Source organism: Nostoc sp. (genome assembly GCF_036916655.1).
Classification (GTDB): Bacteria; Cyanobacteriota; Cyanobacteriia; order Cyanobacteriales; family Nostocaceae; genus Nostoc.
The window spans coordinates 22,795-35,963 of record NZ_JBALFY010000093.1 but is presented as its reverse complement, the minus strand read 5'-3'; the positions used below and the strand labels follow the sequence as shown (position 1 = coordinate 35,963).

The 13,169-nt window shown below is 45.9% G+C and carries 19 protein-coding genes and 1 pseudogene; 10 read left to right on the top strand and 10 right to left on the bottom strand.

Going from position 1 to position 13,169, the window contains the following annotated elements; all coding sequences use genetic code 11:
* Window positions 1–115: 115 nt before the first annotated feature.
* The 4 genes from V7L31_RS24185 to V7L31_RS24170 form a co-directional block, all read right to left on the bottom strand.
* Window positions 116–718 carry a hypothetical protein gene (locus V7L31_RS24185; RefSeq protein WP_334698614.1) on the bottom strand — a complete coding sequence of 201 codons (603 nt, stop codon included), beginning with the start codon at window positions 716–718 and terminating at the stop codon, window positions 116–118.
* 74 nt (window positions 719–792) lie between these two features.
* On the bottom strand, window positions 793–1,182 hold the full coding sequence (locus V7L31_RS24180; protein WP_334698613.1) for a hypothetical protein: 390 nt from the start codon (window positions 1,180–1,182) through the stop codon (window positions 793–795).
* Between the two features lie 26 nt (window positions 1,183–1,208).
* Window positions 1,209–1,403: a hypothetical protein gene (locus tag V7L31_RS24175; protein WP_334698612.1), complete on the bottom strand. Its 195-nt coding sequence runs from the start codon at window positions 1,401–1,403 to the stop codon at window positions 1,209–1,211.
* Window positions 1,400–2,797, bottom strand: coding sequence for a DUF4055 domain-containing protein (locus tag V7L31_RS24170; protein ID WP_334698611.1), 1,398 nt, complete (start codon window positions 2,795–2,797; stop codon window positions 1,400–1,402). Before V7L31_RS24170 ends, V7L31_RS24175 begins: the two co-directional genes overlap by 4 nt.
* A 171-nt stretch (window positions 2,798–2,968) precedes the next feature.
* Between V7L31_RS24170 and V7L31_RS24165 the strand changes: the two genes are divergently transcribed.
* Window positions 2,969–3,151, top strand: a complete 183-nt coding sequence (locus V7L31_RS24165; RefSeq protein ID WP_334698610.1) for a hypothetical protein — start codon at window positions 2,969–2,971, stop codon at window positions 3,149–3,151.
* Between the two features lie 24 nt (window positions 3,152–3,175).
* Here V7L31_RS24165 and V7L31_RS24160 read toward each other — a convergent pair whose 3' ends face one another.
* The gene (locus V7L31_RS24160) at window positions 3,176–4,057 is read right to left on the bottom strand and encodes a hypothetical protein (RefSeq protein WP_334698609.1); all 882 of its coding nucleotides are present in this window, start codon (window positions 4,055–4,057) and stop codon (window positions 3,176–3,178) included.
* A 91-nt stretch (window positions 4,058–4,148) separates the two neighbouring features.
* Here V7L31_RS24160 and V7L31_RS24155 point away from each other — a divergent pair, with 91 nt between their 5' ends.
* From V7L31_RS24155 to V7L31_RS24145, 3 genes are all read left to right on the top strand, one after another.
* Window positions 4,149–4,451 carry an HU family DNA-binding protein gene (locus V7L31_RS24155; protein ID WP_334698608.1) on the top strand — a complete coding sequence of 101 codons (303 nt, stop codon included), beginning with the start codon at window positions 4,149–4,151 and terminating at the stop codon, window positions 4,449–4,451.
* A gap of 62 nt (window positions 4,452–4,513) precedes the next feature.
* Window positions 4,514–5,353: a tyrosine-type recombinase/integrase gene (locus V7L31_RS24150; RefSeq protein WP_334698607.1), complete on the top strand. Its 840-nt coding sequence runs from the start codon at window positions 4,514–4,516 to the stop codon at window positions 5,351–5,353.
* Window positions 5,350–5,595, top strand: a complete 246-nt coding sequence (locus V7L31_RS24145; protein WP_334698606.1) for a hypothetical protein — start codon at window positions 5,350–5,352, stop codon at window positions 5,593–5,595. The genes V7L31_RS24150 and V7L31_RS24145 overlap by 4 nt, the downstream gene beginning before the upstream one ends.
* Here V7L31_RS24145 and V7L31_RS24140 read toward each other — a convergent pair.
* The 4 genes from V7L31_RS24140 to V7L31_RS24125 form a co-directional block, all read right to left on the bottom strand.
* Complete coding sequence (locus V7L31_RS24140; protein ID WP_334698605.1) at window positions 5,558–5,896, bottom strand: hypothetical protein; 339 nt, start codon at window positions 5,894–5,896, stop codon at window positions 5,558–5,560. The genes V7L31_RS24145 and V7L31_RS24140 overlap by 38 nt on opposite strands.
* A gap of 91 nt (window positions 5,897–5,987) precedes the next feature.
* Entirely contained in the window at window positions 5,988–6,395 is a 408-nt protein-coding gene (locus V7L31_RS24135) for a DUF6464 family protein (protein WP_334698604.1), read from the bottom strand.
* A complete protein-coding gene (locus tag V7L31_RS32730; protein WP_442944481.1) occupies window positions 6,382–7,332 on the bottom strand; it encodes a DUF6464 family protein in 951 nt (316 codons plus the stop codon). Before V7L31_RS32730 ends, V7L31_RS24135 begins: the two co-directional genes overlap by 14 nt.
* Complete coding sequence (locus tag V7L31_RS24125) at window positions 7,319–8,110, bottom strand: hypothetical protein (protein ID WP_334698603.1); 792 nt, start codon at window positions 8,108–8,110, stop codon at window positions 7,319–7,321. The genes V7L31_RS32730 and V7L31_RS24125 overlap by 14 nt, the downstream gene beginning before the upstream one ends.
* Window positions 8,111–8,194: 84 nt before the next feature.
* Between V7L31_RS24125 and V7L31_RS24120 the strand changes: the two genes are divergently transcribed.
* The 6 genes and pseudogenes from V7L31_RS24120 (at window position 8,195) to V7L31_RS24105 (ending at window position 12,590) form a co-directional block, all read left to right on the top strand.
* Window positions 8,195–8,653 (top strand): hypothetical protein, encoded by a 459-nt coding sequence (locus V7L31_RS24120; RefSeq protein WP_334698602.1) that lies wholly within the window; start codon window positions 8,195–8,197, stop codon window positions 8,651–8,653.
* 149 nt (window positions 8,654–8,802) lie between these two features.
* Window positions 8,803–10,170 (top strand): annotated as a pseudogene (terL, locus tag V7L31_RS32725) (phage terminase large subunit); the annotation flags it as partial.
* A 131-nt stretch (window positions 10,171–10,301) separates the two neighbouring features.
* Window positions 10,302–10,964: an HNH endonuclease signature motif containing protein gene (locus tag V7L31_RS32720; protein ID WP_442944488.1), complete on the top strand. Its 663-nt coding sequence runs from the start codon at window positions 10,302–10,304 to the stop codon at window positions 10,962–10,964.
* A complete protein-coding gene (locus V7L31_RS32715) occupies window positions 10,915–11,094 on the top strand; it encodes a hypothetical protein (protein ID WP_442944487.1) in 180 nt (59 codons plus the stop codon). Before V7L31_RS32720 ends, V7L31_RS32715 begins: the two co-directional genes overlap by 50 nt.
* A gap of 84 nt (window positions 11,095–11,178) precedes the next feature.
* A complete protein-coding gene (locus V7L31_RS24110; protein WP_334698600.1) occupies window positions 11,179–11,841 on the top strand; it encodes a sigma-70 family RNA polymerase sigma factor in 663 nt (220 codons plus the stop codon).
* Window positions 11,838–12,590 carry a DUF3102 domain-containing protein gene (locus V7L31_RS24105; RefSeq protein ID WP_334698599.1) on the top strand — a complete coding sequence of 251 codons (753 nt, stop codon included), beginning with the start codon at window positions 11,838–11,840 and terminating at the stop codon, window positions 12,588–12,590. The genes V7L31_RS24110 and V7L31_RS24105 overlap by 4 nt, the downstream gene beginning before the upstream one ends.
* On the opposite strand, the gene V7L31_RS24100 is transcribed toward V7L31_RS24105, so the two are convergent.
* Window positions 12,544–13,131, bottom strand: a complete 588-nt coding sequence (locus V7L31_RS24100) for a hypothetical protein (RefSeq protein ID WP_334698598.1) — start codon at window positions 13,129–13,131, stop codon at window positions 12,544–12,546. The two genes, V7L31_RS24105 and V7L31_RS24100, sit on opposite strands and share 47 nt — an antisense overlap.
* Window positions 13,132–13,169 lie beyond the last annotated feature (38 nt).

Below are 13,169 nucleotides of genomic sequence, written 5' to 3'. Positions count from 1 at the left end.
CCACCTTGTAAGCATTGCCAGCTATGGGAGCCACGGGCGATTACCGATGAAGTTGGACATTATGTTGGTGTTAGGTTGTGCATGAGTGAAAGTATGAGTCACGACTTTTCTTGCTTTAGAGTTTCCGAAACACCAACCGACACCGACACCGCCCCCCACACTCACAATCAACCCCAGGCGGAATAACATCTTTTACAGGTGTCCAGCTTAACCTCTGATAGCTAATACACGATCCACAATGCCTACTCTGGGCATCTAGCAAGCGTTTGGCGTAAAATCCATATTTCCCCCGGCTGGTAAACTCCGATTCAAAAAATGAAGTCTTGGCAGATTTTGCATAACTTCCAGCCCGCCTGATCGCCTGTTCTGGTGTCAGTTTCCCCTCTGCCAAATCTTCCCCAAAACCATGAAGGAATTTATACTGCTTCTTGAGTTGTGCCCCAATCTTGCCGTAATGTGTAGGTGTAAATTGTTTCGTTCCACCTGTACCAATGGCCGCAACCCGCAGGTGGGACTCCTTCAAACTCAGTGCCATCCGGGTTTGAAATTCGGGTATGTCGATTTTGCCTTGCGCTAAAAGTCTTGCGTGTCCCTTCAATCGCACTTCTGTGCGGGAAACCTCTTCGTCCACAAACCGCGCCACGTCAACTTGACGCACATAGCGCCCTGTTTCTGAGTCGCGGTATCTATGGGTACTTGGGTCGAATTGGTATGGCATTTAGGAAAAATTTTTCATGAGGTAGCGAAGTCTTTTCCATTAGATCCACATCAGACTGGCGGATGATAGAGAGTTCAAGCAGTTGAGCTAGGGTTCGGGGTGTCCCCTTGGGTTTGAAGGTTCGCATTTTTTAAATTGAATAGGGCGCGGGCGATCGCATTTATTGCTTGTTCTAGCGCCAGCCTTTTTGGCTCATCGCTCATATCAAAAGTTACAAGGTGTAAATGTAGTAACTCATGGACTAATGTTTCTTCGATGTTGTAAGGACGTAATGCACTAGACTGATAGTCTTCAGGCATTATCAATCTGATATCCGCACTTTTTTCGTCTAAATCCCAACGAACATGCCCGATCGCGTCAGGCATTTCTCTATGTGGAACCACCTTCACCGATATATCCCAATCTAAAAGCTTGAGGGTGCGCTGCCATTCAAGAAGGATTTGTTGCAGATTTTCTAATTTCATAACTTTTCTTAAATGTCTTATCCATGTCAATTCCCCTTTCGTTGCCGTCCTGCGGGGTAGGGTTTTGAAGGGTCTGCAAGCCGCCAGCCGTGGCAAACTTTACCCACGCCGCGCAAAACATTGTAAATATTGCTGGAGTTTAGTTGGCGATCACGGCAAAACTGAGCAACACTTTCAAACTCCACGATTTTGCCTTCTGGGGATACAAGCTTGTACTTCATGAGGCAAGTATCCTGTCAGTACTGGTAGGGTTTTCAGTCAAACTCACCTCAGCATCAATGTCAAACTGTCGTGGGAGAACTTTACCCGCTTGCAGTAGCAGCAATAGGGTACGGTGGCTGATTAGTCCTTGAGCTTGAAGGTCTTCCAATTTTCCTGTCTGTTCCGGCGTGAGTGGCATTGATAGCAAATCTTCATCCTGGGTAATGCCGCCGCCCTCAGCTTCCCCGGTGTAAGCCACCCAAAGTTCAAAAACTTGCTGCATCGCTGATTCCTTCCGCCGGGCCACGCCTTTGAGGTTGGCGCTGGTTTTGGTAGATTCCAGCACTGCCTCAGTAGCGGTCTTCTGGCGATCGCCAGAAGTCAAGAAGTCCAGCGTCATTCTATCCATTGCGGCTTCTAGGTCTTTGATGTCGTCTTTGGAAGCTGCGATCGCCACCCCGCTAGGTTCAGCAAAGAAAAAGTCCCCATCCGTCGGAATATCTAGCACCGAGTTGGGGCCAATCACCAGCGGGGGGACTTTTTTTATATCATCTACCGTTTTTATTAATCCCCTCCGCACCGGCACCGGTAAATTACACTTCCTCAGCACTTCATTTAGCTGGCTGCGTTTCTGGAAATGTTCAATGTTGAGCTTGGCAAGGTTCAGAAACGGTGCTTTAGCAGAGAATAAACCGCTTTCGGTTACGGAGTAATAAACCAGGGGAATTTCAGAAAGACTGGTTGTACCTTGTTCTACTAGCAGTAATTGCGATTCTCCGTTGGTTTCAATTATCTGAAAAACAAAATATTCACCTGGAATCAGCACGCGATAGTAAACAACTTCTTTCTCCCCATAGTCTCCATTTGGCTCTAATCGAGTTTCACGGATGGTTACTCGCGTTAATTGGGGTTTACCGTTTATCTTGGTTGTTTGCCAGTTGAGGATGTCGCGGCGATCAATGAGGACGAGGTATGGGCGGCGATCGCTTGCCAGTAAATCACCCTGAGAAGTAATGGTCGGATCTTCTGTGGGGTATTCCACCATCACCCCACACCAGCCATCCCGCAAGCAATATTGATCAACTTCGTGGAAAAATGTCCATAAATCATTGCCGCACTGGTCGATGTTGTCTTTATTTTTTACAATGCTTTTGGCAACATTACTATTGAGGCTGAAAACGCTCAGAAGCCCCGCGTAGTCTTTGATTGCAGGTTCAAAGCGATTATCAAAGGTGGTGCGACGGATGCGATCGCTCCAAGCCTGGGGCGGCTCCTTCACTTCCTTGGGAAGATAAGCCCTTTCTCGCCCCTCCAAATTATTCCAGCAATCAAGCAGTAGCAGCAGATTGCCTGAATATGCAGCAGCCGCAAGGGAAAGGGTTGAGGGTAGATTGTTGGAATTGGTGGGAGGCAAGCTACGTAATTGTTGCGGGGTTTACGTAACCAAAATTCCCTGAAGGGAACAGGTTGGAGTCGAACCAGCAAAGCTAGCATCCTCCCAGCTGTTCCTTGCGGGCGGAACAGAGAATCGAACTCTGAGCGCGACCCACGCCTAACCCAAAAGGGGTTAGCAAGGAGTCGAACCTTGACTACACCATGTTTCCGCTCATTAATTATATCAAGGGCAAAGGCAGGGTTTGATACCTACACGCAAGCGCCATCTCTTGCACGTCCCTGCTGTAGCGTCCTACAGGTCGAAGGGTACTGCGTCTACTTCCGCCACTTCGCCAAACACGATCGCCCTGTCCGCACGCAACGCATTTTGTAGGGTTTAAGCGATCGTATCTATATATTAACTTTGAACCTCTGCTGTTTCAGGGGCGCTTGTTTTTTCCAGGTAAGCTTTAGCCCCAGCAATCAGCTTTGTTTCCACTTCTGAGATATCTAAGCCTTTAAATAAGCGCTTGTAGGCTGCTAGTAGTTCTTTTCTAAGTGCCATTCCAAATTCGCTTGTGCCTTCAATGAAGGCGGAAACTGCATCAACAATGGTCGTGTCTTCTAAGCGTACCTTGTTGAAAAAGTTTTCAAGAGTTATTTGAATTCCCTTGACTGTCAAATTGGCAGAACCGGCTGACTTTCCACCCTTGGTTTTAGCGATGTCATCGGTAACTAGCTTCTGAGTTAATAGCTTTGTTGCCAGACTGCGGGAAGATTTTGGCTTGTTGAGGGGTTCTGTCGCCACAGCAGGATCGGCAGGGGTTCCATTGCCTGAGAAGGATTTAGCCCATTCTAGAATCACAGTATTGAAGGCAGATTCAGTTACCATCTGCGATCCATCTGGCATTGGGTGAATCACTTCTTTAGCTGCGCCAAGCATTTTTATTACTTCCTGCGGTGACTTTGAGGTAGCACGGTGCAAAGTTTCTAAGCTTAAGAATTTAACCTCTGTAGCGCTACTAGCTTCGGTGATTTTTTCTAAGGTTGCAACCATATCATTCGCTCCAGTTTCTTCACATTCTAAACATATTTCATAGCCTAAAAGTGGCTTTAATTTTTGAAATAGTTCTTGGCGATATTGCAGCAGAGTAAAAAGTGATGAAATACTCGCGCACCTTAAATTTAAAATAGTCTGCCCCTTAAATACTGAAATATAGGGTATCGCTTGGTTTAGCGCTTTTGCCAGTTTCGGCTCATCAAATAGCAATGAAAGTAATTGACCATTGTTAATATTCATAAAACGCAAGTATTTTTGTTCCTTTTCCCCCTTCCCTGTAAAGAGGCAACAGTGCTAGAGTTCCTTTGTCCCGGTGCTTTGAGGTATGAAAATGAACAAGGGCGAATTGGTAGATGCCATAGCAGGCAAAACTGGCGTTACCAAAAAACAAGCTGATGCGGTCTTGACTGCTGCATTGGAAGCGATTATTGAGGCAGTAGCTAATGGCGATAAAGTGACATTGGTGGGGTTTGGGAGCTTCAACCCACGGGATAGAGCGGCACGCGAAGGTCGCAACCCGAAAACCAATGAGAAGATGGAGATTGCGGCTACCAGAGTGCCTGGGTTTTCGGCTGGAAAAGCTTTTAAGGAAAAAGTCGCAGGTGGTTTTGAACCTGCTGATGTTGCAGCCTGAAGTAAAAAACAAAACGACACTTTTGTTATAGGAACTCTAAAGCATTGCGATCGCTAGCTTTCATGAGTTCCTTATCTCGCGTTTCAACTGACCAAAAATTAATAGAAATGTGGTTGCATGGTAGGCCAATTTCTACCCAAAAAGAATACCGTCGGGACGTAAATCGTTTTTTTAGCTTCATTGGCAAAAGTCTGCAAGAGTGCCAACTAGAAGATTTGCAAGACTACTCCACTGATTTAGATGGACAGGGTATCAAATCCAGTACCAAAAAACGCAAGCTGAATGTAGTCAAGTCGTTGTTTACCTTCGCCACGAAACTCAACTACACCCGCTTTAATGTGGCGGCGGCGCTGAAGATGCCCAAGGGCGATACTGCTCTTGCTGGTCGCATTCTCAAGACTTCTGAAGTACTGAAGCTGATTAATTGCCCGAAATTGTCGATTCGCGATCGCACTTTCCTGAGATTTGTTTACGCCACCGGGGTGCGAGTGAGTGAAGCTTGTAGACTAAAGTGGTCAGATTTTCAAGAACGTGACTCTGGAGAGGTGCAAGTCACGGTACTGGGCAAGGGTGAGAAGCTGCGAACGGTATTAGTGCCAATCTCTGTGTGGGTAGAGATGGAGCAACTGCACGGGCATGAACACGTATTTACTGGGGCAACAGGCAACGCCATTGACAGAGTGATGGCGCATAAGATAATTAAGAATGCAGCAGTTGAGTCTGGAGTAAATTCAAAGGTTTCTATGCACTGGCTTCGACACTGCAATGCGAGTCACGCACTAGCTAAAGGTGCATCGCTAGCGCTGGTAAGGGATTCGCTTGGTCATGCCAGTGTTGCAACGAGTGATAAATATCTCCACGCCAACCCCACTGATTCAACTTCTAACTATCTTGGCTTATGAACTATCTGCGAACCTCAGAGGCAATCATCAGCGATATCAAGCCAGGAGCTAGACTTTACGTTAGCTTGGGTGAGTATTGCTATGTAGCCAGAATCGGGTTTAACCAGGATTTCGCAGTTTACAAGGGTGGTGCTGACTGGGGGCTAGATACGGTGGCTGACCACGGGGTTAAGATAGGTGAAGCTATGGCTATCAGGTTGTTTCCTATTTGTGCTGAGATGGGTTTGAGGTATCGTTATTAGGTGATGACAGGCTCCCAAACTCCACTAAATCAGGAGCCTCGCCCACTCTGGAATCGGCGATAAAGCCCTCAATCGCATTCTCTTTTGTGCCATACATTTCGCGGATATGAGCGCAATCATCCCTGTCCCAAAAATGTTCCACTCGGCATTCTGCCCTCTGTCTTGCTCTTTCGGGCGACAAGTCAACAAAGATGCGCTCACAGGCTAGTGGCTGATAATCGAAGATGCGACGGTCTAAATGCCAGTCAACGTGTTTCATCATTTTGTCGCCAGCGCGGTTACTAACACAGAATGGTGTCACGCCGTCGCGTGAGTTCCAGATCCACTCCACCTCAGTGCCATCCTCAGCAGCATACTTCATTAGGCAGAATGCTTCTCTGTGCCGATATCCATTAGACTTCTTCATAATCCTTGCATTCGTGACACGGCCCATCCGGTTTTATAGCACACCGGAGATGAGGCGATCGCGCATTATTCTTGCAAGTGACATCGCTAATAAACCGAGGTTCTTGGCAAGCATTATTCAAGGCACTGGAAAATTCATCAATCGTGACTCCAGCCCTGCCTATCCGTCGAAACGTATCGGACATTGCCTGTATATCAGCGCTTTGACTCCTGTTTTCAGCATCTAACAATGAAGCTATGTGTCTGTGTTTCCAGTCCCAGTACGCCACCCATGCCCAAATCCCACCAAATATTAGCCCCGCGACAGCAAACCAACCACCCTGGGCAATCATGAAGATGGTGTTTTCGGTAATGGCGATCGCCCCTAAAATCGTAAACCAATCAAATTTTTTCATAATGTTGACACCCTTCGCACGGGCCACAGGGGTTGACGGTGCATCTTAAATATTGGGATTTTGCATTATATTCGCAACTAACATCACCTATTGCGTTTATTGCGTTTGGTCTTGTAGTCGCAACAAACACCTCCCTAGCTGCGTTGCCGTCGGGGTCTATTCCTTCAAAAACTGTTAAAAACTGGTCAAAGTGGCCCCTTGGGGGTAGTTCAATTTGTCCTCGCTCAAGCATCTGGCTCATTCGCTCAAAAGAAGCCAGTCTGTTAGTTCTTGGGCGGGTGGTGAAAGTGATGCGAGTTTCATCCAACGAACATGGGGACGTATTCACCTGCTGCGTATTGGGAGAAAATAGAAACCAGCCTTGTTGACCCGTTTCTTCGACCCATCCTAGTAATTCACCTTGCAGCAACATTCCACCAATTTCTACACTGTCACCTCTTCTGATGGCATCAGATGGAATCCGCGCCCTAATTGTTACTGTTGTGTGGTTGGTGGTTAAGTCACCCTCTTGTGTGACCTCGTACAGAATCAGATTAATTGACCTTTTTCCTGCCTGATGAATTTTAGCAAAATGCTCCTCTCTGTACCTGACGATAACCCAGTTTTGACTGCCATCGGGAGCGGTGCTTCTTCTGATGCGATCGCCAAGATCAAATGCCAAACGCTCAAGAAACACGGGATTGGCGCATACAACCTGGCTATGATCTAAGATTTGCTCAAAGTTCTGTCGTCCCGAAAATTCTGAGTGCCAAGAGAACCTAACGCGCCATCTCCTCTCAAAATAGCGATAACGAGCATCAATCTCTAATTGAATTTCCAGTCGTTGAGTTGCTATATTCAACAAACTTTTAATCGCGATCGTGCTGACTTCATACGTAGCATCTGACCAGAGACGCAGCGCGTAGTTATTCCCTTCAACTCTCTCAATCTGGTTCATTTCTTAATAGTTTTGACAACAAACCCTTAACTTCCCTACAACGATAACTTAGGTTTTCTAACTGGCTTTTAAGTATATCTGGGTTGTCTGTCAAGTAGTCAATTATCCCCGATCGCGTCCACTCATCGCAGCTGTGAATAACATTTAATCTCTGTTCCACAGCCTTCAAAGCATCTGCCAATTCCCGATATTTCAAGGTTTGCTGCTTCTTCCCCCACTTCTCCAGCCAGGGACGAGGCAGGCTATCAGGATCGCGCCCCAGGATGTAAACCTGCTCTAGGAAATCGATTTTATCTTCCCAGTTACCCTTGAGTCTCCAGCCCTCACACTTCCTGGAAAATTTTTCATAAACGATCAAATGGATTTTGAACTTATCCCAAAGCTTTTGTCTGTGGGTGCGATCGTATCCCACAAGGTAATCACATCCTGGAACTGCGATAATATTCAAAAAGTGCGAAGGTATAGGGATACGCCGTCGGTTTAAGTACTCACAGATATCGCGCCACAGCCTCACATCTTCATAAGTTATGGGCGCGTCCCATCCGTCGATTAGTGCTTTGCAAAACCTCAGCCCATCGTCAACATCTAAGCAGTTGTCTGGTAGGTTGTTGTAGGACAAGCGATCGCCAGCCTCATCGTAAATAATATAGCCCCAGTGCATATCATGTTGAGTCCTGCTCCCTCCTCCGGCGTAAATACAAATCTGGCGGTTTTGGTAGGGTGAGCAGCAGCAAAAATTATGGGCATCTTCAATCCGTTGTGGCGGAAATTCAGGCATGAAAAACCCCCACGAAAAAACACAACCTTTGCATTACGGGAATTCCAGGATACAAGTAATTTTATTTTGCAATATCTTTTTGCAATGCCGAAAAAAATCGACTGGGAGGAAATTAGAAAATACTGGCAGCAAACTGGAGCGTCGAGCAGTGCGATCGCCTCTCGTTTTGAAGTGAGTAAGCGCTCTGTAGATGACCGCATCCCCCAATGGCGGACGACTGAAAAACCAACAACTAACGTTGTTCAGTTACAGCCAAAACCCAAAGTCCAAAATCCCAGACTAGACTTTAGACGACGCGACGGTGAACCAATTGACGATCTGTTTGCTGTGGAAGCTGCGATTGCTCACCTTCATGATGCACTTCCGGCAGCCGAAGATAAATCTAAAGGCGGGATGGCTGGGGCGATCGCACGACTAATCGAACTGAAGCGCAAATTAAAGCCTGAGACGGTCGCTGATTTGGTCGAACGCGTGATTGAGCTTGATATCGGCCCTGAAGAATTTTTGATTGAGTTGAATAATGCGTGGCAAAAAAGAGCGTAAGCATTAGACAGCAGTGGGAGCAAGCTGCTGTTAACGCAGCTGCATCGCAGACAGTCAAGATAACGCTCTCTTTGTCAGACTTTGTGCGAGAAAGCTGGGAAGTTTTGGAACCCAGCACAGATTTGCTTTGGAATTGGCATATTGATGCTATGTGCTGGCATATCCAAGAAACCCTGCTTGACTGGTTTAAGCACAAACAAAATCCTCATTACTCGCAACGAATCCAAAACCTTTTAATCAATGTCCCGCCAGGGAGTTTAAAAAGTCGGGTGGTATCTGTTTGTACACCTGCTTGGTTTTGGACGATTTGCCCTTCCTGGAGAGCTATTTTCCTTTCAGCTAATCCCCGCGTGGCTTTGCGAGATAGCGTTTATTGCCGGGATGTGGTTGAGAGCGATTGGTATCAGAAGCGCTTTTCACCGGACTGGAAGTTGCGAGATGACAATAATTCCAAAACAAGTTTTTGGAACACAAAGGGCGGTGTACGCAGTGCTTTTGGCTTCAACAGCCGGATCACAGGCGATCGCGGGGATTGCCTTCTCTGGGATGATCCACACGACGCCCAAGAGGTTAATTCTGAGCTTATCAGGCAAGGAGTTATTGATCGCTGGGATAGCGCTATTCGCAACCGGGTCAACGATTTAAAGTCATCCGTGCGGATTGGCATCATGCAACGCTTACACGAACAGGATTTATCAGGTCACGTTCTGAAGCAAGGCAGATGGCAACATTTGTGCATCCCCCAAGAATTTGAAACTCAACTTTCCCCCACGGCGTTGGGCTGGGTTGATCCTAGAACAGAATCAGGGGAGTTGATGTTTCCAGAACGCTTCTCAAAGGAGGTATTACAAGAGGAAAAAACAGCACTCGGTTCCTATGGCTATGCCGGACAGCACCAGCAAAGACCCGCACCTGCTGACGGCGGACACTTCAAGCGCTCCTGGTGGAAGTATTACCTGGTTGCGCCGGATGATTTCGAGCTAATCATCCAATCATGGGACTGCACTTTCAAGGAAACCAAAAAATCAGATTTCGTCGTTGGGCAAGTTTGGGGTAAACGTGGGGGACAGTTTTACCTGCTTGACCAGGTACGCGATCGCATGGATTTCCCCACCACGTTAGCAGCAATCCGCGCCCTCTCAGCAAAATATCCCAATTCCACCGCAAAGCTGGTTGAAGATAAAGCCAACGGGCCAGCTGTGATTAGTTCGCTGGAGCGGGAAATACCTGGAATTATCGCCATTGAGCCAGAAGGCGGGAAACTAGTTCGGGCGGTGGCGATCGCCCCCTTCGTGGAAGCCGGCAATGTGTTTCTCCCCGATCCCAGCATCGCCTCATGGGTGGGTGACTTTGTGCAAGAATTTAGCACCTTCCCTAATGGTAGCAATGATGACCAGTGCCTTGTCGCTGGGACGATGATCGCAACTTTGTATGGTGATAAGCCGATTGAAGATATCATTTCAGGCGATCTAGTTATCACTCATCTAGGCATTCGTCGTGTTTTATGGGCAGGAAAAACGGGAGTTAAACCAGTTATCGAAAGGGCTGGAATGATTGGTACATCTAACCATCCGGTCTTTTCTTGGGGCGATAATTTTGTTAAAATGGATAGTATCACACAAGCATCCAAACTAAGTAAAATAAATATATGCGACTTGACCCGACATCACCTCCTGAGTCTGTTGAGTTCAATGGTGTCACTTACAGACTCATGGGAGCAAAGCGCAGATACTATCTCTCTCAGTCAAAATCTAATCAAGGAAGGAAGGGCGCTAAAGGCTTGCACGTTGCTATTTGGGAGTTTTGTAGCGGGCAAGCAGTTCCAAAAGGCTGGGTTGTTCACCATAAGGATGGTGACACATTTAACAATGACTTTTCTAATCTTGAGTGTTTATCAAGGGAGCAACATCATAAACTCCATCCTCTCAAGAACCCAGAAAAACAAAGTCAACATTTGCAAAAAATCAGAGGACTTGCTACAGAGTGGCATAAATCACCAGAAGGCAGAGAATGGCATCGACAACATTCAAAAGCGATCGCCGAAGCACAGAAACCCAAGGAAATTACTTGCGTATTTTGCGGCAAGGTTTTTATGTCGAAGAAAACCGATGCTAAATACTGCCGCGCTCAGTGTGGATACAAGCACAGAAAGGCTCAAGGGCTTTACAGGGTCGAGCGAGAGTGCATCAAATGCGGAAAATTATTTATTACAGACCTTCCTATTAACCCAGCAAGAGTTACCAAAACTTGCAGCAAATCTTGTGCTATGTCAGGAAAACGAAAACCAAGAAGTGTACAACCTGGAAGTTGAAGAAGCGCATACGTATTACGCCAACGGCATCCTGGTTCATAACTGTGACTCAACTAGTCAAGCAATTAACTGGCTAGCAAGTAAAGTTACTTACTGGGCGGTTAGTCATGACAATACCTGGGGTTCATGAAGTAAATATCAATTTTCAGTACTGCTGCTCATGACTGTATTACTTGCCACCAAATAACCTGATTAATATATTTGGTTACGAAATATGCGGTCATCTGTTGTTAATGAAAGAAATACACTTGCCGAAGCGAATAAAAAATTGGTTCACAAAGTTGTACACCGGATGTCTCAAGTGTGCCGCGAACCTTATGATGATTTATTCCAATTGGGTTACATTGGGCTTTTGAAAGCAGCCGATCGCTTCGATCCCAGCACAGGATATGCCTTTAGTTCCTTCGCTTTGCCCTATATTCAAGGAGAAATTCAGCACTTTCTACGCGACCAATGGCAATCAGTAAAGTTGCCACGTACTGCTATTGAAACTAAAGCAAAAGTTAGGCGATTGCAGAGACATTTGGCAAAGCTTGGCAGGGATATAGATGCTTCACAAATCGCTTGGGGATTAGGTATAAGCGAAGAAAAATGGAGGGAGATAGAAGCACTTGATAGCAATGTAACTATCAGTTTAGATGAGCTTTTGCATGAGCCTATGCAAGCTGATGATGATGAAGTTGATGATAGGGTTGTCCTGAAACACTTGAATAAGCTGCCTGTCTTACAGCGAACTGCCATTGTTGAAAAATTTTTCAGCAATGTTTCCATTGCTGACATTGCCAAACGTCAAAAGGCAAATCCTGAAAAAATCAAGGCTTATATTAACCTTGGGCTAGTTAAATTACGAATATCTTTATCACAAGAAGAACTATGAATTTATTAGAATTAGCTATTAATATTAATGAGGCTTTTGATAAATCAAAGGAGCTTTATAAAACTGGGATTAATGAGTTGCAGCAAGCGCTATTATGCGATAAACAAGCTGGGGATTTATTGATTCAAGTAAAAGCTGAATTACCTTATGGTCAATTCACTACCTGGGTGGAGGAAAACTGCCGTTTTACGATGCGTCACGCCCAATTTTTGATGAAGATTTCTAGGGAATGGCATCGGATAATTAAACAGTGGGACGAGCTAAGAAACGAAACGCGTTTCGCTTCTGATTCACCATTACCTTCACTTAGGGTTGCGATCGCCCTTGCAGCCGCCGAACCAAAGTCAGAAGCGCCGCCACCGTCGCCAGTTGAAAGGTATAAGGTAGCACTCCCGTCACACCCGTGCTACGGAGAGACAGTTGAAGTTAAGGAGGAGTTGAGCAAGGGTGATGTCATACTTTGCAAGACTTCCAAGGGTGAAATTCCCTTCCTCAAAAAAGAGTTGGTTGCTGAGTCTCAACCTCTAGAGCCAATCAATGCTGAGATTATTGATGTGGAAGTGACTGATATTTCTGAGCAGTTGAAGGAGGCGATCGCGCTTATCATTGAATATCTGCCAGAAGATAAGTTAAAAACTGTTTTAGCTGCATCTTTAAGTATTGGTAAAGACCACTTACCAAGTGATGCTCAGAGTACAGCTGCTAAATTAATCGGGGGGCAGGAAATACCTGTTTTAAGTCAAGGCTAGCAACTTGTTTTGTTACCTGCCAGCCAGCTTCACGCCCAATTTTTCCTGTTTTTATAAAAGCGAAACCCATGCAAATGAAAGTATCGCTGTCATACGTCGTTTTTGGGGAAACTCCCGTTAATATCTTGACTAAAGATGTGGGTAGCACCCACTCAAACTTGACTGCTTTCTCCAGTTCCTCGTAATTAGCTAATGGTGACGAATTCCTTGTATAGGTGTAAGACATCATTTTTTCCATTAGCTCCGCCATAACGTTAATGGCGCTCATTCCATCGTCATCAAACTCAATATCCAGTCTTGGTTTCTCCAACTTGTCCAGTTTGTCAACTGGTAACACTTCAGGCGACTTGACAAAATTTTCAATCGTGCCTCCTGAATTTATATGCTTGTCCAGTTCGTCAAGTACCAGTAAATCGTCTTGTGTTATCTTGCCTCGTCTTGCGGGTTTAATTTTTAAATCCTTAAGTCTGTCATATATAGCCTGTCGTGATTTCAGCCCATAGCGATGCAAAAGCGTGTTGATGTCAATTAGATTGTCCATGTTGTCAATTCGAGTGCTGGACAAATTATCCCCGAAAC

Bases quoted from the DNA above. Each gene is read 5' to 3' on its own strand.
- V7L31_RS24185 (WP_334698614.1), bottom strand. From the start codon at position 718: ATGCCATACCAATTCGACCCAAGTACCCATAGATACCGCGACTCAGAA.
- V7L31_RS24180 (WP_334698613.1), bottom strand. From the start codon at position 1,182: ATGAAATTAGAAAATCTGCAACAAATCCTTCTTGAATGGCAGCGCACC.
- V7L31_RS24175 (WP_334698612.1), bottom strand. From the start codon at position 1,403: ATGAAGTACAAGCTTGTATCCCCAGAAGGCAAAATCGTGGAGTTTGAA.
- V7L31_RS24160 (WP_334698609.1), bottom strand. From the start codon at position 4,057: ATGAATATTAACAATGGTCAATTACTTTCATTGCTATTTGATGAGCCG.
- V7L31_RS24155 (WP_334698608.1), top strand. From the start codon at position 4,149: ATGAACAAGGGCGAATTGGTAGATGCCATAGCAGGCAAAACTGGCGTT.
- V7L31_RS24150 (WP_334698607.1), top strand. From the start codon at position 4,514: ATGAGTTCCTTATCTCGCGTTTCAACTGACCAAAAATTAATAGAAATG.
- V7L31_RS24145 (WP_334698606.1), top strand. From the start codon at position 5,350: ATGAACTATCTGCGAACCTCAGAGGCAATCATCAGCGATATCAAGCCA.
- V7L31_RS24135 (WP_334698604.1), bottom strand. From the start codon at position 6,395: ATGAAAAAATTTGATTGGTTTACGATTTTAGGGGCGATCGCCATTACC.
- V7L31_RS32730 (WP_442944481.1), bottom strand. From the start codon at position 7,332: ATGAACCAGATTGAGAGAGTTGAAGGGAATAACTACGCGCTGCGTCTC.
- V7L31_RS24125 (WP_334698603.1), bottom strand. From the start codon at position 8,110: ATGCCTGAATTTCCGCCACAACGGATTGAAGATGCCCATAATTTTTGC.
- V7L31_RS24120 (WP_334698602.1), top strand. From the start codon at position 8,195: ATGCCGAAAAAAATCGACTGGGAGGAAATTAGAAAATACTGGCAGCAA.
- V7L31_RS32720 (WP_442944488.1), top strand. From the start codon at position 10,302: ATGCGACTTGACCCGACATCACCTCCTGAGTCTGTTGAGTTCAATGGT.
- V7L31_RS24110 (WP_334698600.1), top strand. From the start codon at position 11,179: ATGCGGTCATCTGTTGTTAATGAAAGAAATACACTTGCCGAAGCGAAT.
- V7L31_RS24105 (WP_334698599.1), top strand. From the start codon at position 11,838: ATGAATTTATTAGAATTAGCTATTAATATTAATGAGGCTTTTGATAAA.
- V7L31_RS24100 (WP_334698598.1), bottom strand. From the start codon at position 13,131: ATGGACAATCTAATTGACATCAACACGCTTTTGCATCGCTATGGGCTG.